Origin of the sequence: Kineococcus sp. G2, from assembly GCF_037154035.1 — a bacterium.
Taxonomy (GTDB): Bacteria; Actinomycetota; Actinomycetes; order Actinomycetales; family Kineococcaceae; genus Kineococcus.
Genome location: NZ_JBBBEM010000030.1, coordinates 60394 through 77981 on the forward strand (window position 1 = coordinate 60394; position 17588 = coordinate 77981).

18 protein-coding genes are annotated in these 17588 nt (G+C 75.8%); 14 read left to right on the forward strand and 4 right to left on the reverse strand.

Annotated elements, in window-relative coordinates; translation table 11 throughout:
* Window positions 1-3: 3 nt before the first annotated feature.
* The 7 genes from paaB (at window position 4) to paaZ (ending at window position 6770) form a co-directional block, all read left to right on the forward strand.
* Complete coding sequence (gene paaB / locus V9U69_RS06315; protein WP_442907631.1) at window positions 4-384, forward strand: 1,2-phenylacetyl-CoA epoxidase subunit PaaB; 381 nt, start codon at window positions 4-6, stop codon at window positions 382-384.
* Entirely contained in the window at window positions 381-1199 is an 819-nt protein-coding gene (paaC, locus tag V9U69_RS06320) for a 1,2-phenylacetyl-CoA epoxidase subunit PaaC (protein WP_337060525.1), read from the forward strand. Before paaB ends, paaC begins: the two co-directional genes overlap by 4 nt.
* Entirely contained in the window at window positions 1196-1720 is a 525-nt protein-coding gene (paaD, locus tag V9U69_RS06325; protein ID WP_442907632.1) for a 1,2-phenylacetyl-CoA epoxidase subunit PaaD, read from the forward strand. The genes paaC and paaD overlap by 4 nt, the downstream gene beginning before the upstream one ends.
* A gap of 42 nt (window positions 1721-1762) precedes the next feature.
* A complete protein-coding gene (gene paaE / locus V9U69_RS06330; protein ID WP_337060528.1) occupies window positions 1763-2893 on the forward strand; it encodes a 1,2-phenylacetyl-CoA epoxidase subunit PaaE in 1131 nt (376 codons plus the stop codon).
* Window positions 2890-3717, forward strand: coding sequence for an enoyl-CoA hydratase/isomerase family protein (locus V9U69_RS06335; RefSeq protein ID WP_337060529.1), 828 nt, complete (start codon window positions 2890-2892; stop codon window positions 3715-3717). Before paaE ends, V9U69_RS06335 begins: the two co-directional genes overlap by 4 nt.
* On the forward strand, window positions 3714-4604 hold the full coding sequence (locus tag V9U69_RS06340) for a 3-hydroxyacyl-CoA dehydrogenase family protein (RefSeq protein ID WP_337060531.1): 891 nt from the start codon (window positions 3714-3716) through the stop codon (window positions 4602-4604). The genes V9U69_RS06335 and V9U69_RS06340 overlap by 4 nt, the downstream gene beginning before the upstream one ends.
* Window positions 4605-4712: 108 nt before the next feature.
* Window positions 4713-6770 carry a phenylacetic acid degradation bifunctional protein PaaZ gene (gene paaZ / locus V9U69_RS06345; protein WP_337060532.1) on the forward strand — a complete coding sequence of 686 codons (2058 nt, stop codon included), beginning with the start codon at window positions 4713-4715 and terminating at the stop codon, window positions 6768-6770.
* Between the two features lie 48 nt (window positions 6771-6818).
* Here paaZ and V9U69_RS06350 read toward each other — a convergent pair whose 3' ends face one another.
* Window positions 6819-7232 carry a PaaI family thioesterase gene (locus tag V9U69_RS06350; protein WP_337060534.1) on the reverse strand — a complete coding sequence of 138 codons (414 nt, stop codon included), beginning with the start codon at window positions 7230-7232 and terminating at the stop codon, window positions 6819-6821.
* 324 nt (window positions 7233-7556) lie between these two features.
* Here V9U69_RS06350 and V9U69_RS06355 point away from each other — a divergent pair, with 324 nt between their 5' ends.
* Together V9U69_RS06355 and V9U69_RS06360 are read left to right on the forward strand one after the other, a co-directional pair.
* The gene (locus V9U69_RS06355; protein ID WP_337060536.1) at window positions 7557-8561 is read left to right on the forward strand and encodes an FUSC family protein; all 1005 of its coding nucleotides are present in this window, start codon (window positions 7557-7559) and stop codon (window positions 8559-8561) included.
* A gap of 112 nt (window positions 8562-8673) precedes the next feature.
* Entirely contained in the window at window positions 8674-10293 is a 1620-nt protein-coding gene (locus V9U69_RS06360) for a histidine kinase N-terminal 7TM domain-containing diguanylate cyclase (protein WP_337060537.1), read from the forward strand.
* Window positions 10294-10298: 5 nt separating this feature from the next.
* Here the strand turns inward: V9U69_RS06360 and V9U69_RS06365 are convergent, their stop codons facing one another.
* On the reverse strand, window positions 10299-11276 hold the full coding sequence (locus V9U69_RS06365) for a bile acid:sodium symporter family protein (RefSeq protein ID WP_337060538.1): 978 nt from the start codon (window positions 11274-11276) through the stop codon (window positions 10299-10301).
* Window positions 11277-11402: 126 nt separating this feature from the next.
* On the opposite strand from V9U69_RS06365, the gene V9U69_RS06370 reads away from it, so the two are divergent.
* Window positions 11403-12815 carry a TrkH family potassium uptake protein gene (locus V9U69_RS06370; RefSeq protein WP_337060539.1) on the forward strand — a complete coding sequence of 471 codons (1413 nt, stop codon included), beginning with the start codon at window positions 11403-11405 and terminating at the stop codon, window positions 12813-12815.
* A gap of 36 nt (window positions 12816-12851) precedes the next feature.
* Here the strand turns inward: V9U69_RS06370 and V9U69_RS06375 are convergent, their stop codons facing one another.
* Entirely contained in the window at window positions 12852-13517 is a 666-nt protein-coding gene (locus V9U69_RS06375) for a CBS domain-containing protein (protein WP_337060541.1), read from the reverse strand.
* Between the two features lie 162 nt (window positions 13518-13679).
* Between V9U69_RS06375 and V9U69_RS06380 the strand changes: the two genes are divergently transcribed.
* Complete coding sequence (locus V9U69_RS06380; protein WP_337060542.1) at window positions 13680-14330, forward strand: class I SAM-dependent methyltransferase; 651 nt, start codon at window positions 13680-13682, stop codon at window positions 14328-14330.
* A 30-nt stretch (window positions 14331-14360) separates the two neighbouring features.
* Here the strand turns inward: V9U69_RS06380 and V9U69_RS06385 are convergent, their stop codons facing one another.
* Window positions 14361-15065 (reverse strand): QsdR family transcriptional regulator, encoded by a 705-nt coding sequence (locus tag V9U69_RS06385; RefSeq protein ID WP_337060543.1) that lies wholly within the window; start codon window positions 15063-15065, stop codon window positions 14361-14363.
* 89 nt (window positions 15066-15154) lie between these two features.
* On the opposite strand from V9U69_RS06385, the gene V9U69_RS06390 reads away from it, so the two are divergent.
* The 3 genes from V9U69_RS06390 (at window position 15155) to gmk (ending at window position 17518) form a co-directional block, all read left to right on the forward strand.
* Window positions 15155-16333 carry an acyl-CoA dehydrogenase family protein gene (locus V9U69_RS06390; RefSeq protein ID WP_337060545.1) on the forward strand — a complete coding sequence of 393 codons (1179 nt, stop codon included), beginning with the start codon at window positions 15155-15157 and terminating at the stop codon, window positions 16331-16333.
* Between the two features lie 160 nt (window positions 16334-16493).
* Window positions 16494-16898, forward strand: a complete 405-nt coding sequence (gene mihF / locus V9U69_RS06395; RefSeq protein WP_337060547.1) for an integration host factor, actinobacterial type — start codon at window positions 16494-16496, stop codon at window positions 16896-16898.
* A gap of 71 nt (window positions 16899-16969) precedes the next feature.
* Window positions 16970-17518, forward strand: a complete 549-nt coding sequence (gene gmk, locus V9U69_RS06400) for a guanylate kinase (protein ID WP_442907633.1) — start codon at window positions 16970-16972, stop codon at window positions 17516-17518.
* Window positions 17519-17588 lie beyond the last annotated feature (70 nt).

A 17588-nucleotide genomic window follows, 5' to 3' on the forward strand; every position in this document is an offset into this window, starting at 1 on the left:
GCCGTGACGGACCCCGCGGGCGCGGCACGCGCCGAGGGCGGGCACGGCGCGGTACCGGTCGCGGGCGTCCCCGCGGGATCGCCGGTGCCGACCCCGGCCTCGCGGCGGGACTGGCCGCTGTGGGAGGTGTTCGTCCGGGGCCGTCGCGGCCTCTCGCACACCCACGTCGGCAGCCTGCACGCCCCCGACGCCACCATGGCGCTGCGCAACGCCCGCGACCTGTACACCCGCCGGCAGGAGGGCGTCTCGCTGTGGGTCGTGCCCGCTGCGGCGATCACGGCCTCCAGCCCCGACGAGCGCGACCCGTTCTTCGCGCCGGCCGCGGACAAGGCGTACCGGCACCCGACCTTCTACGACGTGCCCGAGGGGGTGCAGCACCTGTGAGCACCCCGACCCCGGTCGCGAGCTCGGCCCCCGCCGCCCCGGCAGCAGGTGGCGAGTCGGCGGCCGACGCCGCCGTGGCGACCTACCTGCTGCGCCTGGCGGACGACGCCCTCGTCCTCGGCCAGCGCCTGGGGGCGCAGCTGACCCGCGCCCCGCAGCTCGAGGAGGACGTGGCGCTGGCCAACATCGCCCTGGACCTGCTGGGGCAGGCGCAGCCGCTGCTGGCGCGGGCCGGGCAGCTGGAGGGTCGCGGCCGCGACGAGGACGCCCTGGCGTTCACCCGCGACGAGCGCGAGTTCCTCAACTGCCAGCTCGTCGAGCAGCCCGACGGCGACTTCGCCGAGACCGTCGTGCGCCAGCTGTTCTTCTCCACCTACCAGCTGCTGCTGCTGCAGCGCCTGGTCGACAGCGCGGACGAGGTCCTCGCCGGGGTGGCGGCCAAGGGCGTCAAGGAGGTGGCCTACCACCGCGACCACGCCGTGCAGTGGGTCCTGCGCCTGGGCGACGGCACCGAGGAGAGCCACCGCCGCGTGCAGGCCGCCCTGCAGCGGTTGTGGCCGTTCGTGGGGGAGCTCTTCGAGACCGACGACCTCGTGCGCGACCTCGTCGAGCGCGGCGTGGCCACCGACCCGGCGCAGCTGCGCGCGGCGTGGGACGCCGACATCGACGCGGTGCTGACCGAGGCGACGCTGCAACGGCCGACGGCCCGGCGCACCGCGACGGGAGGTCGCCGCGGCGAGCACACCGAGTGCTTCGGGTACCTGCTGGCGGAGATGCAGCACCTGCACCGCTCGCACCCCGGGGCGACGTGGTGAACGGGCTGGTCGAGCACGCCCGGCAGCCTGAGCGCCCGGTTCCCCCCGTCGACGTCGAGCGGGCCCGAGCCGTCGCCTCGCAGGTGCCGGACCCGGAGGTGCCGGTCCTGACCGTCGCCGACCTGGGGATCCTGCGCGACGTGGCGGTGGACGGCGGCCGGGTGCGCGTGACCATCACCCCCACCTACTCCGGGTGCCCGGCGGTCGGGACGATCCGCGAGGACATCACCACCCGCCTCGCCGAGGCCGGCTACCGCGACGTCGAGGTCGTCACCACCCTCAGCCCGGCGTGGACGACGGACTGGATGAGCGAGGACGGCCGGCGCAAGCTCGCCGAGTACGGCATCGCCCCGCCGCAGCGGCGTCCCGGTGGCCCGGTGGCCCTGACGCTGTCGCTGCGCTGCCCGCACTGCGGGTCCCCGCGCACCCGCGAGCTGAACAGGTTCGGCTCCACCGCCTGCAAGTCCCTGTGGGTGTGCGGCGACTGCGCCGAGCCGTTCGACCACTTCAAGGACCACTGACACCGGGCCGTCGGGCCCCGAGCACGCACGAGGAGCGAGTCGATGACGACCGTGCAGGAGAACGCCGCGCAGACCGCGGCGCCGGGTCGCGCGAGGCGCCAGCAGTTGTCCTTCCACCCCCTGCGCGTCAGCGACGTGGAACGTCTGACCGACGAGGCCGTCGCGATCTCCTTCGAGGTCCCCGAGGACCTGCGCGCTCTCTACGAGTTCACCCCGGGTCAGCACCTGACCCTGCGCCGCACCATCGACGGCGAGGAGGCCCGGCGCAGCTACTCCATCTGCGCGCCCGCCGGCACCGGCCGCCTGCGGGTGGCCGTCAAGCGCATCGACGGCGGCGTCTTCAGCGAGTGGGCCACCTCGGAGCTGCGCGCCGGCGACGAGATCGACGTCATGGCCCCCGCCGGCCGCTTCGGCATCTCCTTCGAGCCCGGTCGCGCGCGGCACTACACCGCCATCGCCGCCGGCAGCGGCATCACCCCGGTCATCTCCCTGGTGGAGACGGCGCTGGCGGTGGAGGAGGGCAGCCGCTTCACCCTCGTCTACGGCAACCGCACCAGCGCCAGCGTGATGTTCCTGGAGGAGCTGGCGGACCTGAAGAACCGCTACCCGCAGCGCCTGCAGGTGGTCCACGTCCTCTCCCGCGAGGCGCAGGACGCACCGCTGCTGTCCGGGCGCATCGACGCCGAGAAGCTCACGCTGCTGCTGACGAGCGTCCTGGAGCCGGAGGACGTCGAGGAGTGGTTCCTCTGCGGGCCCGCGGAGATGGTCCAGGAGTGCCGCCGGGCCCTGGCCGAGGCCGGGGTTCCCGCGGCGGCCGTGCACCACGAGCTCTTCCACGTCGCCGGTGCGGGGCCCGCGCCGCGCCGGCGCAGCAGCAGCGACGACACCGGGCCGCGCAGCAGCGTCACCGTCCTGCTCGACGGGCGCAGCACCGCCATCGAGCTCGGCGCCGAGGACGAACCGGTCCTCGACGCCGTCCTGCGGGTGCGCGCCGACGCGCCCTTCGCGTGCAAGGGCGGGGTGTGCGGCACCTGCCGGGCCAAGGTCGTGGAGGGCAGCGTGCGCATGGACCACGACTACGCCCTGGAGGAGGCCGAGAAGGCCGCCGGGTACGTGCTGACCTGCCAGGCCCACCCCACCAGCGAGCGCGTGCTCGTGGACTTCGACGCGTGAGCGCCGTGCAGGAGGGGCGCGCGGGGACCTCGACCGCCCTGCTCGTGGACGAGCGCGAGGACCGGGTGGTCGCGCGCATCGACGGCCCGGCCACCCGCAACGCCATCGACGCCGCCCTCGTCGAGCAGCTGCACGAGTTGTGCGCCCGGCTGGAGGAGGAACCCAAGGTCCTCGTCCTCGCCGGTGGTGACGGGGTGTTCGCCTCCGGGGCGGACATCCGCCAGCTGCGCGAGCGCCGCCGCGAGGACGCCCTGCGCGGCATCAACTCCGGCGTCTTCGACCGCATCGCCAAACTGCCGCTGCCGAGCATCGCCGCCGTCGACGGGCACGCCCTGGGGGGAGGGGCGGAACTCGCCTACGCCTGCGACTTCCGCATCGCCACCGGGCGCACCCGCTTCGGCAACCCCGAGGCCGGGCTGGGCATCATGGCCGCCGCCGGGGCGACGTGGCGGTTGCGCGAGCTCGTCGGCGAACCGCTGGCCAAGGAGGTGCTGCTGGCCGGGCGCGTCCTGGACGCCGGCGAGTGCCTGGCCGCGCACCTGGTCACCGAGGTGGTCGAGGTGGACGACCTGCTGCCCGCCGCGCACCGCCTGGCCGACCGCGTCCTGCGCAACGGCGAACTCGCCCTGCGCCTGACCAAGCTGGCCCTGCGCGTGCCCGCCGGCGCGCACCCCGCCTTCGACGACGTCGCCCAGGCGGTCCTGTTCGAGACCGAGGAGAAGGAGCGGCGCATGACCGCCTTCCTGGAGCGCAAGCGCGCCCACCGCACGCCGGACGCCGGCGGTGCGAGCACGACCGGCACGGACGAGGGGGGCCGGCGGTGAGCGCGAGCACCGACACCGCGCCGCGGTCGCCCGCGCAGTCGTCCCTGCCCGAGGACGCCGGTGTCCTCGGCGGCGGGCGGATGGGATCCGGCATCGCCCACGCCCTGCTGCTGGCGGGCTGCCGCGTGCGCGTGGCCGAGTCCGGCGCCGAGCGCGTCGCGGCGGCCCGCGCGAACGTCGAGAAGGCCGTGCGGGCCAGCGCCGAGCGCGGCACCCTCGACCCCGCGGCGCTCGACGGCGTCCTGGCGCGCCTGGAGGTGGGGGAGGGCCCGCAGTTCCTGGCCCCCGCCGGCCTCGTGGTCGAGGCCGTGCCCGAGGACCCCGCCCTGAAGGCGCGAGTGCTGAGCGCGCTGGACGCCGTGCTCGCCCCGGACGCGGTGCTCGCCTCCAACACCTCCTCGATCAGCATCGCCGAACTGGGTGCGGCACTGCCGGAGCACCGGTCGCTGATCGGGTTGCACTTCTTCAACCCGGTGCCCGCCAGCACCCTGGTCGAGGTGGTCCTGCGCCCGGGAACTCCCGACGAGCTGGTGGACCGTGCCCGCGGCTGGGTGCAGCAGATGGGCAAGACCGCCGTCGTGGTGCGGGACTCGCCGGGTTTCGCCAGCAGCCGCCTGGGTGTCGCGCTCGGCCTGGAGGCGGTGCGCATGCTCGAGGAGGGCGTGGCCAGCGCCGAGGACATCGACGCGGCGATGGCGCTGGGCTACAAGCACCCCGTCGGCCCGCTGCGCCTGACGGACCTGGTGGGCCTGGACGTCCGCCTCGGCATCGCCGAGCACCTCGAACGCACCCTGGGCCCGCGCTTCGCGCCGCCGCAACTGCTGCGCGACAAGGTCGCGCGGGGGGAGCTGGGCCGCAAGAGCGGTCAGGGGTTCTACACCTGGTGAGGGGTGGCGCCGCGGTGCCCCGGTCTTGACGGTCCCCGGCGCACCTGCAAGAGTTCCCAACCGAACGTCCGGTCGGTTACGGCCGCAGCAACCCGTGGAAGGTCATCGATGACTGTCACTGCCATGCGCGACGTCGCCACCGTGGAGAGCTTCATCGCCGGTCGCTGGAGCGGGCCCACCGGCGAGACGACCACCCTGCTGGACGCCGCGACCTCCGAGCCCGTCGCCCGCATCGGCACCGGCGCACCGGACGCGGCGAGCGCGGCCGAGCACGCCCGCCGCGTGGGCGGGCCCGCGCTGCGGGCCATGACGTTCCACGAGCGGGCGCTGGTCCTCAAGCAGCTCGCCCAGCACCTGAACGGGTGCAGGGACGCCTTCTACGACCTCTCGGCCCGCACGGGTGCGACCCGGCGCGACTCGCTCGTCGACGTCGACGGTGGTATCGGCGTCCTGTTCACGTACGGCTCCAAGGGCCGCCGGGAACTGCCCGGCGGATCGGTGTACCTCGACGGCCCGACCGAGGCGCTCGGGCGTGGTGGGCAGTTCGTCGGCCAGCACGTCTACACCTCCCGCCACGGCGTCGCCGTGCAGATCAACGCCTTCAACTTCCCCGTCTGGGGCATGCTCGAGAAGTTCGCCCCCGCCTTCCTCGCCGGTGTGCCCACGATCGCCAAGCCGGCCAGCCAGACCGCCTACCTCACCGAGTTCGTCGTGCGCGAGGCGCTCGACAGCGGCCTGCTGCCCGAGGGCAGCCTGCAGCTCCTGGCGGGCAGCGCGCGCGGGGTGCTGGACGTCCTGGGCGACCAGGACCTCGTCGCGTTCACCGGATCCGCCTCCACCGCGAACTCGCTGCGCTCGCACCGCGCGGTGCTCGAGGGCGGGGTCCGGTTCACCTCCGAGGCGGACTCGCTGAACTTCTCGCTCCTCGGGCCCGACGCCGTGCCGGGGACGGCGGAGTTCGACCTGTTCGTGCGCCAGCTCGTCACTGAGATGACCGCCAAGGCGGGGCAGAAGTGCACCGCCATCCGCCGTGCCCTCGTCCCCGACGCGCTGCTCGGGGACGTCGCCGAGGCGGTGCGCGAGCGCATCGCGCAGAAGGTGACGGTGGGCCACCCGCAGGCCGAGGGCGTCACCATGGGCGCGCTCGTCAGCCTCGCCCAGCGCGAGGAGGTCCGCGCCCGCGTCGCCGAGCTGCAGCGCGGTGCGCGGATCGTCGCCGGTGACCCCGGGCACGTCGAGACGGTCGGTGCCGACGCCGAACGGGGCGCGTTCCTGTCCCCGCTGCTGCTGCTGGCCGAGGACGCCGGCCGCGCCGAGGTCCACGAGGTCGAGGCGTTCGGCCCCGTCAGCACCCTCATCGGCTACGGCAGCACCGCGCAGGCGGTGGAGCTGGCCGCGCGCGGGCGCGGCAGCCTCGTCGGCTCGGTCGTCTCCAACGACCCGGACGTGGTCCGCGACGTCGTGCTCGGGGTGGCTCCCTGGCACGGTCGCGTGCTCGTCCTCGACCGCGACTCCGCGAAGGAGTCCACCGGGCACGGTTCGCCCCTGCCGCACCTGACCCACGGCGGACCCGGCCGCGCCGGCGACGGCGAGGAGCTCGGCGGCATCCGCGGCGTGCTGCACTTCATGCAGCGCACCGCCCTGCAGGGCTCCCCGCGCGCGCTGTCCGCCGTCACCGGCACCTGGGTGCCCGGGGCGCCGCGCACCACGCCGGACACGCACCCGTTCCAGCGGTCGCTGGCGGAGCTGCGCGTCGGTGACAGCGTCGAGGCCGGGCCCCGAACGATCACGCTGGAGGACATCGACCACTTCGCCGAGTTCTCCGGCGACCGGTTCTACGCCCACACCGACGAGGAGGCCGCGGCCGCGAACCCGTTCTTCGAGGGCCGCGTCGCCCACGGCTACTTCCTGGTCTCCCTGGCCGCCGGTCTCTTCGTGCAGCCGGACCCGGGCCCGGTGCTGGCGAACTACGGCCTGGAGAACCTGCGCTTCACCGCCCCCGTGTACCCGGGCGACGAGGTCCGGGTGCAGCTGACGGCGAAGTCCATCGCCCCGCGCGTGGACGCCGACTACGGCGAGGTCCGCTGGGACGCGCGGCTGCTCAACCAGCGCGACGAGACGGTCGCCACCTACGACGTGCTGACGCTGGTCGCCAAGACGCGCTGACGCCGACCGTCCGCACCGCCGCTGACGCCTCCGGACCGTTCGGGGGCGTCAGCGGCGCTCGTCGCTCAGGTAGCACGTCATGCGCGCCGAGCACACCGCCCGGCCGGCGTCGTCGACGACGGCGACCTGGTAGGTCGCCATCGTGCGGCCGCGGTGCAGCGGTGTCGCGGTGGCGGTGATCGTGCCCTCCCGGGCGCTGCGGTGGTGGGTGACGTTCAGCTCGACGCCCACGGCCGTGCGTCCCGGGCCGGCGTGGATCACGGCCGCCCACGAACCGACCGCCTCCGCGAGCGCGGCCGAGGCCCCGCCGTGCAGCAGGCCGAACGACTGGGTGTTCGTCGCCACCGGCATCGTGGCGACCAGTTCGTCGGCCGATGCCTGCAGGACGCGGATCCCGAGCTTCTCGTCGAGTTCGCCCGGTCGCAGGTCCGCTCGCGCGTCGGTCAGCGGGTTCTCGCTCACCGGCGCAGCCTACCGCTGCGGCACGGACGGGGGACCGGAGCGCAGGGACGGCGCGGGGCCTCCGGGCACGAGTTCCGGAGTCGTGGAGCCCCGGAGTTCCGGGGGCAGCCGGTCGCGGGTGCGCTCGGGCGACCGCCGCGGTCCCGCGCCGCGGGCACCCCCGGCGCCGAGCCGGAACCGCTGGCAGGCCCACGGGCCGGTCGACTCCGCGTCCAGCTGCTGCGCACCCCGGTCGTCCCCGGGCACTGCACCTATCCTCGAGCCGCGGCCGCACGGGCCGCACCGACGGGGCGGAGGAACGTGCGGGGACCGGCGTGGGGCTTGATGACGGTGCGCCCGCACGACGCGGCCCACTGGGGTGCGCTGCGCGCGGCGGTGGGCCTGGCGGTGCCGGCGCTGCTGCTGCTGGCGACCGGGAACCTCGAGCACGCGCTGCCCGTGACGTTCGGCGCCTTCGCCGGCGTCTACGGCCGCCACGCCCCCTACCGCGCCCGGCTGCGCGTGCAGGCCGGAGCGGGCGCGCTGCTGGTGGCCTGCGTCGTCGCGGGGACATCCGCCGCCGCCCTGGGGGTTCCCGCGCTGGCCGTGCTCGTCCCGGCGCTGGCCAGCGGTGCCGGGTTCCTCGCCGCGCGCCGCGAGGGCTGGCTGCCGCCGGGTTCGCTGTTCGCCACCTTCGCCGCGGGTGCGTGCGCGGCGCACCCGCGGCCGTGGGCGGACGTCGGTACCGCGCTCGCGCTGAGCGCGGCGGCCGCGGCCTTCGCGGTGCTGCTGGGGCAGGCGGGGGCGCTGCTGCCCGCCGGGCGGCGGCGGCCGAAGCGGCAGGTGGCCGCCGGGCCGTCGGTGGGGGAGCAGGTGCGCGACCCCGTGGCGCGCGGCGACCTGCTCGCGCACGTCCTGGCGCCGCTGCTGGCAGGGACCCTGGCGACGGCCGCCGGGGGCGGGCACCCGTACTGGGCGATGGTCTCGGCCGTCGCGCCGCTGTCCGCGGCCGGTGCCCGCGACCGCCTCGCCCGCTCGGTGCACCGCGTCCTGGGCACGCTGGCCGGGGTGGTGCTGGCCCTCGCGCTGCTCTCCCTGGAGCCGTCCCCGCTGGCCACGATCGCCCTCGCCACGCTGTTCCAGGTGTGGGCGGAACTGCTCGTGACCCGGCACTACGCCCTGGCCGTCGTGGGCATCACCCCGCTGGCGCTGCTCATGGTCCACCTCGCCGTCCCCGTCGACCCCGTCAGCGTGGCGGCCGACCGGGCCGTGCAGACCGTCCTCGGTTCCGCGGTGGCGGTGGCGCTGGTCCTGCTCGCCTCCCGCCGAGCCGCGAGCGGCGAGCGCTGAGGTCCGGTCGCCGGGAGCGGGCCCGGTTCCGCCGGCGCCGAGGGCTCAAGGCGGACGGGGAGGACGTCGAAACCCCGGTGGAGCTGTCGTGCCGAACGCGGGGGAGGCTGGGGTGACGCCGGTCCTCGCGCTGGCGTTCGCCTGCTCCGCGCTGGTGTGCGTGCTGACCGCCGCCCTCGCCTGGCGGCGGCGGGCGAACACCCCCGCGGCGGGGAGCCTGGCGGCGGCGATGGCGGGCTTCGCCGTGTGGTCGGCCGCGGACGTCCCCCTGCACCTGCCCGTGGGCCTCCTCGTGCAGCGGGTCGGCGGCATGGTCGGCTTCGCGGGCATCCACCTGGCCGTCCTCGGCCTGTGGTGCCTGAGCCGGGCCGTGGTCGATCGCCACTGGCGGCTGCGGCGCGGCGTCGCGCTGCGCCTGGCGACGGCGTCCACCCTCCTGGTGGCGGCCGTGGTCACCAACCCCTGGCACCACCTGGTCTTCGCCAGCGTCGGTGCCACCGGACCGGACCAGCGCCTGGACGTCAGCCTGGGGCCGCTGTTCTGGGTGCACACGGGCTACTGCTACCTCCTGCTGGGCTGGGGCGTGCTGCGCCTGACCACCGCGTGGTGGCGCGCCAGGTCGGTCTTCCGCCGCCAGCTGTCCCACCTGCTCGCCGCGGCGTGCGTCCCGCTGATCGGCAACGCCGCGGTGCTGGTAGCGGCACGCGGTGAGCACCCGGTGGACTACACCCCCCTCTTCTTCGCGGTGACCGGGCTGATCGACGCGCGGGCGATCCTCCGGCACGACCTGCTGCACCTGGTGCCGGTGGCGCGCGCCCGCGTCGTCGACAGCATCGACGACGCCGTGGTGGTCGTCGACCACCGGGCGCGGGTCATCGACCTCAACCCGGCGGCGTCGGTGCTGCTGGCGCGGAACGCACCCGCCGGGCACAGCGACCTCGTCGGCCGCCCGGCGGCGCAGGTGCTGCCGCCGCAGCTGGGCGACCTCCTGCGGGGCACGGCGGTGCGCGAGCACGCCGAACTGGCGGCCGGTGTGCACGTCGATGCCCGCGCCAGCGTCCTGACCGACCCCCGCGGGCACCTGCTCGGGTGGGTGGTGGTCCTCCGCGACGTCAGCGAGCTGGTCGAGCAGCGCGAACTGGCGCAGCGCGCCAGCGCCCGTCTGCGCGAACAGCTCGCCGTCACCCGGGCGCTGCAGGAACGTCTCGCCGAGGAGGCCGTCCGCGACTCCCTGACGGGCCTGCACAACCGCCGCCACCTCGTGCAGGTGCTCGAGCGGGCGCTGGCGGGTGCGCGGGAGAGCGGGGAGCCGCTGAGCGTCGTGCTCGTCGACATCGACCGCTTCAAGGCGGTCAACGACACCCACGGACACCGCACCGGTGACGCGGTCCTGCGCGCGGTGGCCGAGGGCCTGCGGGCGGGGTGCCGCGCCGGCGACACCGTCGCCCGCTACGGCGGTGAGGAGTTCGTGCTCGTGCTGCCCTCGACCTCCCGCGAGGAGGCCTTCCAACGCACCGAGGAGCTGCGCCGCCGCTGCGCCGCGGCCACCGTCCGCCTGCCGGGTCCGGTGCCGCACCCGCGTGAGGCCGCCTGGATCGCGGTGACGTTCTCCGCCGGGATCGCGACCTGCGCCGAGCACGGCACCGACGCGGACGGCCTGCTCGCCGCCGCCGACCGGGCCCTCTACGCCGCCAAGGCCGCCGGGCGCGACCGGGTCGTCGCCGCGCCGTGACGCCGTCACCCGCCGGCGCGCGCCATCCGGCCGGCGAGGACGGAGCACACGGTGATCTGCAGCGGGTGGTAGAGGACGATCGGGAGGGCGACGAGCCCCACGACGTGCGGGTCGAACAGCACCGTCGCCATGGGCAGCCCCGTGGCCAGCGACTTGTTCGACCCGCAGAACAGCACCGTGACCCGGTCGGGGCGGGTGGCTCCCCACAGCCGCGGCGCCCACCACGCCGCGGCGAGCACCACCGCGAGCAGCACCGCAGCGCAGGCGAGCACGACGGCGACCTCGGCCGGGTGCACCTGCTGCCACACGCCCTGGCGCACGCCGCGGCTGAACGCCGCGTACACCACGGCGACGATCACGCACCGGTCCAGGAACGACAACGGCCGCCGGTGCCGGCGGACCCACCCGCCGACGAACCCGCCCGCGGCGAGGCCGGCGAGGAACGGCACGAGCAGGAGCAGGACGATCCTGCCGCCCCCGGCGGCGTCGGGTCCGGCGCCGGAGGACCCCATCAGCAGCGCGGCCAGCAGGGGGGTCAGGACGATCCCGGCGAGGTTGGAGACCGTGGCGCTGACGACCGCGCCGGGCACGTTCCCCCCGGCCACGGCGGTGAACACCACGCACGACTGCACGGTGGAGGGCAGCACCGCCAGGAACAGCACCCCGGCGACGAGCCCGTCGTCGAGGAACCACCCGGTCGCCAGCGCCAGCAGAACCCCCAGCAGGGGGAAGAGCACGTAGGTGGCGCCGGCGACCGCTCCCTGCAACCGCCAGTCGCGCAGGCCCCGCAGCGCCTCGGCCGGCTGCATGCGGGCGCCGTAGACGAAGAAGAGCAGCGCCACGCCGGCGTTCGTGCCCCACGACAGCCCGGTCGCGACGGCGCCGCCCGCCGGGAGCAGCGCGGCCGAGGCGATGGCGGCGAGGACGGCGAGGACGAAGGGCTCGATCGGCCACCGGGCCGGGAACGGGAACCGGCGCGGCACCTCCGGAGGCTAACAGCCCGCTCCGGAGGGCCGGTGCAGCTGCCCGGTGGCCCGTGACCACGTCGAGGACGCGTCGGGATCAACCCCGGCGGCGGGGGCGGGCGCGGCGGCTGGCACCGTGGGGCGGTGACGAGCACGACCTCCCGCGCCGGGAGCGCCGACGGCGCCGGTCGGCCCCGCCGTCCCCGGCGGCCCGCCCGAGCGTGGCGCACCCGCTTCAGCCCCCACCCGGCGCAGCTGACCGTCGCCGGCTTCGCCGTCGGCGTCCTGGCCGGCACCGTCCTGCTGCTGCTGCCGTTCTCGCACCGCGAGGGCCTGCGCACCACCGTCGTGGAAGCGCTGTTCACCGCCACCTCGGCGCTGTGCGTGACGGGCCTGGCGGTCGTGGACACCCCCACGCACTGGTCCACCGCCGGACAGGTCGTCATCCTGGTGCTCATCCAGGTCGGCGGCTTCGGCATCATGGCGCTGGCCTCCCTGCTGGGGGTGCTCATCACCCACCGCCTGGGCCTGCGCGGCCGGCTGGCCGCCGCCGCGGAGGCCAGGACCGTGCAGGCCGGGGACGTGCGCACCCTGCTCATCGGCATCGCCCGCCTCACCCTCGTCGTCGAGGCCGTCACCGCCGCCGTGCTGGCCGCCCGCTTCGCCCTCGGCTACGGCGAACCGCTGCCGCGCGCGCTGTGGCTGGGCGTCTTCCACTCCGTCTCCGCCTTCAACAACGCCGGCTTCGCCCTCTACAGCGACAGCCTGGTCCGCTTCGCCACCGACCCGTGGATCTGCGTGCCGATCGCCGCCGCCGTCGTGCTCGGCGGCATCGGCTTCCCCGTGCTCTTCGAGCTGCGCCGGCACCTGCGCACCCCCGCCCGCTGGAGCCTGCACACCAAGGCCACCCTGCTCGGCACCGCCGTGCTGCTGCCGGCCGCCGCGGCCTTCTTCACGCTCGCCGAGTGGGGAAACCCCGGCACCCTGGGCCCGATGAGCGTGCCGGGCAAGCTGCTGGCGGGTGCCTTCCAGGGCGTCATGCCCCGCACGGCGGGGTTCAACAGCGTCGACGTCGCCCAGATGAACACCGGCACCTGGCTGGGCACCGACGTGCTGATGTTCATCGGCGGCGGCAGCGCCGGCACCGCCGGCGGCATCAAGATCACCACGTTCGCGGTGCTGCTGTTCGTCATCGTCTCCGAGGCGCGCGGCGACGACGACGTCCTCGCCTTCGGCCGCCGGCTGCCGCGCGGCGTGCAGCGCCAGGCCCTCAGCGTGGCGCTGCTGGGCGTGGCCGCCGTCGTCGTGCCCGCCGTCGCCTTCGCCCTGACGACGCCGTTCACCCTCGACCGCATCCTCTACGAGGTCGTCTCCGCCTTCGCCACCGTGGGGCTGTCCACCGGCATCACCGCCCAGCTGCCCGTGCCGCACCAGCTGGTCCTGGTGCTGCTGATGTTCCTGGGCCGCACCGGCACCATCACCCTGGCCACCGCCCTGGCCCTGCGGACCCGGCCCCGGCTGTACCGGCTGCCGCCCGAGCGCCCCATCGTCGGCTGACGCGCGCGGGGCTCGCCGGGAGGTCGGGGCGCCGCCTCACGGGCGCGAGCGCGCCACCGGCTGGTCGATGGAGACGTGCTCGTCCACCCCGCACACGTGCACCACCCCCGGCACGGTGCGCAGCAGCACCGCCGCGATGCGCCGCTGCCCCGGATCGTGCACCCCGTCCAGCGTCACCACCCCGTCCTCCACCTGCACCCGCCACGGCTGCCCCGGCAGGTCCTCCGCCAGCCGCGCCAGCGCCGCGGCCCGCACGTCCTCGTCCGGGTGCGCGATCGTGCGCAGCACGTCCCGGCGCGCCAGGATCCCCACCAGGCGGCGCCCGTCGCACACCGGCGCGGCGTGGATTCCGTGGTCCAGCAGCAGCGCCGCCGCCGTGGCCAGGTCCGTGCGCGGCTCCACCGTCAGCGGCCGCGTCGTCATCACCTCCGCGACCGTGCGCGGCGGCGCCGCGCCGTCACCGCTGTCCCCGTCGCGGTCCAGCTCGCGGCTGCGCGGGTCGGCGCCCAGGCGCTCGCGCAGCAGGTCGCTCTCGCTGAGCATCCCCACCAGGTGCCCGTCGGCGTCCAGCACCGGCACCGAGGAGACGCGGTGGTGCAGCAGCGTGCGCGCCGCGTGCGCCACCTCGTCGTCGTCCAGCACCGTCACCACCGGGACCGTCATCGCCTCGCGGACCAGCACCCCGACCACCTCCCGGCGCACCGCGACCCTCGCGGTGCTCCCGCCCTCGATGGTGGCCCCTGCGCGCGCCGACCGCCAGGGCCGTGAGGTCCCGGTGCTGCCCGGGCGGCGGCGGCAGCGGCTAGCCTCGGGCCCCACCCGCGCGTCCCACGACGCACCACAGCCCCCGGGAGCGAGCGCACCGTGCACGAGCAGTCCATCGCGCTCTACTACGACGACTTCGCCCCCCACTACGTGCCGGGGTGGCGCTCCCTGGAGCACTACGGCCCCCTCGTCGCCGACTTCCTGCTGCGCGCCGTGACCCCCGAGTGCCGGGTGCTCGACGTCGGGTGCGGGCCGGGGCAGCTGACCCGGGACCTCGCCCCGGACGTCGACGTCACCGGGATCGACCTGTCACCGCGGATGCTCGCGGTCGCTGGCGCCGCCCGGCCCGCGGGCCGGTACGAGCGGCACGACTTCCACGACCCGCTGCCGCGCGAGTGGGGCCGCTTCGACGTCGTCGTCGCCGTCGGCTGCCTGGAGTTCTGCCGCGACCTCACCGCCACGCTGCGCCACCTCGCCGACGCCTGCGCCCCCGGGGCGCGACTGCTGGTGGGGGTCGTCGAGGACCGCACCGCGCGCCGGCCCGGCGCCTCCCGGCGCCCGTTCTCCGAGGACGGCCTGCCGGGGGTCGACATGCACGCCTACGACGCCACCGCGCAGCTGGCGGCGGTCACGGCCGCGGGGCTGTCCCCCTGGTCGTACCGGTACGTGCCCGCCTGGCGGCACGAGGAGTACTCCTACGTCGTGCGGTACGGGCTGTGGGAGCTGCGCGAGGACGCACCGGGCGCGTGAGCGCCGGGCGCCCGGCCGCTCCCCACCCCGTCAGCCCGCCGCGGGGGAGGCGCCGCCGGCCCCGTGCGGGGTGCTGGGCGGGGTGCGCGGCGGGTCCGTGCGCATCACCAGCGCCAGCGCCGCCGCCGCGCGGGAGGTGTCCGGGCGCTCGCCGGCGATGAGGTCGGCGTACGTGAAAGACTCCGCCACCCGCACCAGCAGGTACGCCAGGTCGTGCGCCGGCAGCGGGAGCGCCAGCCGCCCGGCCGCCTCCTCCTGCACCAGCAGCGACTCCACCGTCGCGGTGAAGCGCCGCTGCGCCTCGCTCGCGGCCGTCGTCAGCAGCTTCAGCGCCCGCACCGGTTCGCGGTGCAGGAACGCGCGGAAGTACGCGGCGCTGATCAGCGCGTCGGTGAAGCGCGTGAGCACCTGCACCACGCGCTCGGCGCCGCCCGCGCCCACCCGCTCGTCGATGCGGTCCAGCGTCGGCTCGGCCAGCGACCACAGCAGCTCCGACAGCAGCGCGTCGCGGTTGCCCACCCACCGGAACAGCGAAGTGCGGTCCACGCCCAGCTGAGCGGCCAGCGCACCGACGTCCAGGCGCTCGCCGGCGATGAAGGTCCGGCGCGCCAGGCGGAAGGCGTGCACGGTGTCGCCGCGCCCGGTCCCGGCGGCCAGGCGCCGCGACAGCTCCGTCGGCACCAGCACCGCACCGCGCCGGCCCAGCGGCAACGACAGGACGTCGCGGTCGTCCACCCCCGGTGCGTGCAACACCTTCAGGAGTGTTGCAGACTGCGGGGGGAGTGGCGCACCGGCGCGCCACCGGTACCGCGACGGAGAGCCCCGTGACCGACCTGCTCACCAGCGACTTCTACGCCTTCCAGGCCGACGCCCTCACGCCCCGCGAGCAGCGGTCCGTGCTCGCCCTGCGCGACTACCTCGAGCGCGAGGTGCGCCCGATCGCTGACGAGCACTGGGTGCGCGCCGAGTTCCCCACCCGGGTCGTCGCCCCGCTGGCCGAGCTCGGCTGCTACGGCGCCGCCTGGCCGGAGACGCGCCGCTTCGCCAACTCCGCCGTGCACCGCGGCTGGATCGCCCTGGAGCTGGCGCGCGTGGACGCCTCCATCGCCACCTTCGTCGGCGTCACCAACGGCCTGGCCATGGGCTCGATCGCGCAGACCGGCTCGCCCGAGCAGCGCGAGCGCTGGCTGCCGCCCATGGCCCGCGGCGAGCTCGTCGGCGCCTTCGCCCTGACCGAACCCGGCTCCGGCTCCGACGTCGCCGGGGGACTGACCACCACCGCCCGCCGAGAGGGCGACGAGTGGGTCCTGGACGGGGCCAAGCGCTGGATCGGCAACGCCACCTTCGCCGACGTCGTCGTCGTGTGGGCCCGCGACGTCGCCGACGGGCAGGTCAAGGGCTTCCTCGTCGCGAAGGGCACCCCCGGGTTCACCGCCACGAAGATCGAGGACAAGATCGCGCTGCGCACCGTGCAGAACGCCGACGTCGTGCTCGAGGGCGTGCGCGTGCCCGAGGAGGGCCGCCTGGCGGGCGCGAACTCCTTCAAGGACACCGCCGCCGTGCTGCGCCTGACGCGCGCCGAGGTCGCCTGGCAGGCCGTCGGCGTGGCCATGGGCGCCTACGAGGCCGCGCTGGCGTACGCGCAGCGGCGCGAGCAGTTCGGTCGGCCCCTGGCCGCCCACCAGCTCGTGCAGGACCTGCTCGTGCGCAGCCTGGGCGACATCACCGCCTCCCTGGCCCTGTGCGTGCAGGTCTCCCGGCTGCTCGACGCAGGCCGCCAGCACGACGCGCACTCCGCGCTCGCCAAGGCGTACACCACCACCCGGATGCGCGAGACCGTCGCCCGCTGCCGCGAGGTCCTCGGCGGCAACGGCATCGTGCCCGAGCACGGGGTGGCGCGGTACTTCGCCGACGCCGAGGCGATCTACTCCTACGAGGGCACCCGCGAGGTCAACACCCTCATCGTCGGGCGCGCGATCACCGGGCACGCCGCGTTCGCCTGAGCGCGCGGCCGGGCGCGGCCCGGGCGGTGCGGGTGCGTCCACCCCGGCGTTGCCGCTGGTGGAGGGGTGTCGCTAGGTTGCCGCGCACGCCCTGACCAGCTGCGCCGACCCGCCTGCTGACCAGCGGGCCAGCCCCAGCCGGACGACCCGAGGTGACACCGTGGCCCTGCCGCCCCTGACCGCCGAACAGCGCGCCGCCGCACTGGAGAAGGCGGCCGCCGCCCGTCGCGAGCGCGCGGAGGTGAAGAACCGGCTGAAGTACGCCGGCGGCTCCCTGGAGGAGGTCGTCAAGGAGGGCCAGGAGAACGAGGTCCTGGGCAAGATGAAGGTCTCCGCCCTGCTGGAGTCCCTGCCCAACGTCGGCAAGGTCCGCGCCCGGCAGATCATGGCCGAGATCGGCATCTCGGAGTCGCGGCGGGTGCGCGGGCTGGGCGCGCACCAGATCGCCGCCCTCGTGGAGCGCTTCGGGCAGCCGGCCGCACCGGCCGGCGGCGACGGCACCGCGGCGCCCGGCGCGGAGGCGGACGCCCGCGCCGCCGCGAACGGGAGCGCGGCACGACCGTGAACGACCCGCAGCACCGCCCCGCGCACCGCCTCCCGGTCGAGCACCACCCGCACGCCCCCGGCCCGTCGCGCCTGACCGTGCTGGCCGGTCCCACCGCCGTCGGCAAGGGCACCGTCTCCGCCGACCTGCGCGCCCGCTACCCGCAGGTGTGGATCTCGGTGTCGGCCACCACGCGCCCCCAGCGCCCCGGCGAGGTCGACGGGGTGCACTACCGCTTCGTGTCCGAGGAGACCTTCGACGGCTACGTCGAGCGCGGCGAGCTGCTGGAGTGGGCCCGCGTGCACGGCCGGCACCGCTACGGCACCCCCCGCGGCCCGGTGGAGCAGGTGCTGGCCTCCGGCCGCCCGGCGCTGCTGGAGATCGACCTGGCCGGCGCCCGGCAGGTGCGCGAGGCCATGCCCGAGGCCCGGTTCGTCTTCCTCGCCCCGCCGAGCTGGGAGGAGCTGGTGCGCCGCCTGGTCGGGCGCGGCACCGAGGACGCCGAGGAGCGCGAGCGGCGCCTGGCCACCGCGCGCGTGGAGCTGGCCGCCGAGCCGGAGTTCGACGTGACCATCTACAACGACGACGTGCGCCGCGCCACCGACGAGCTGGTCACCTGGATGGGCGTGCCCACCGCGTAGGCCGTGCCGCCCGCCGCCCGCCGCCACCGCCCGGCGTGGGCGCCGCCCTCGCAGGACCTCGTAGGATGGG

Excerpts from the sequence above, each read along its gene's own strand:
- paaE (WP_337060528.1), top strand. The coding sequence starts at position 1,763 with ATGACGACCGTGCAGGAGAACGCCGCGCAGACCGCGGCGCCGGGTCGC.
- paaZ (WP_337060532.1), top strand. The coding sequence starts at position 4,713 with ATGACTGTCACTGCCATGCGCGACGTCGCCACCGTGGAGAGCTTCATC.
- V9U69_RS06355 (WP_337060536.1), top strand. The coding sequence starts at position 7,557 with ATGACGGTGCGCCCGCACGACGCGGCCCACTGGGGTGCGCTGCGCGCG.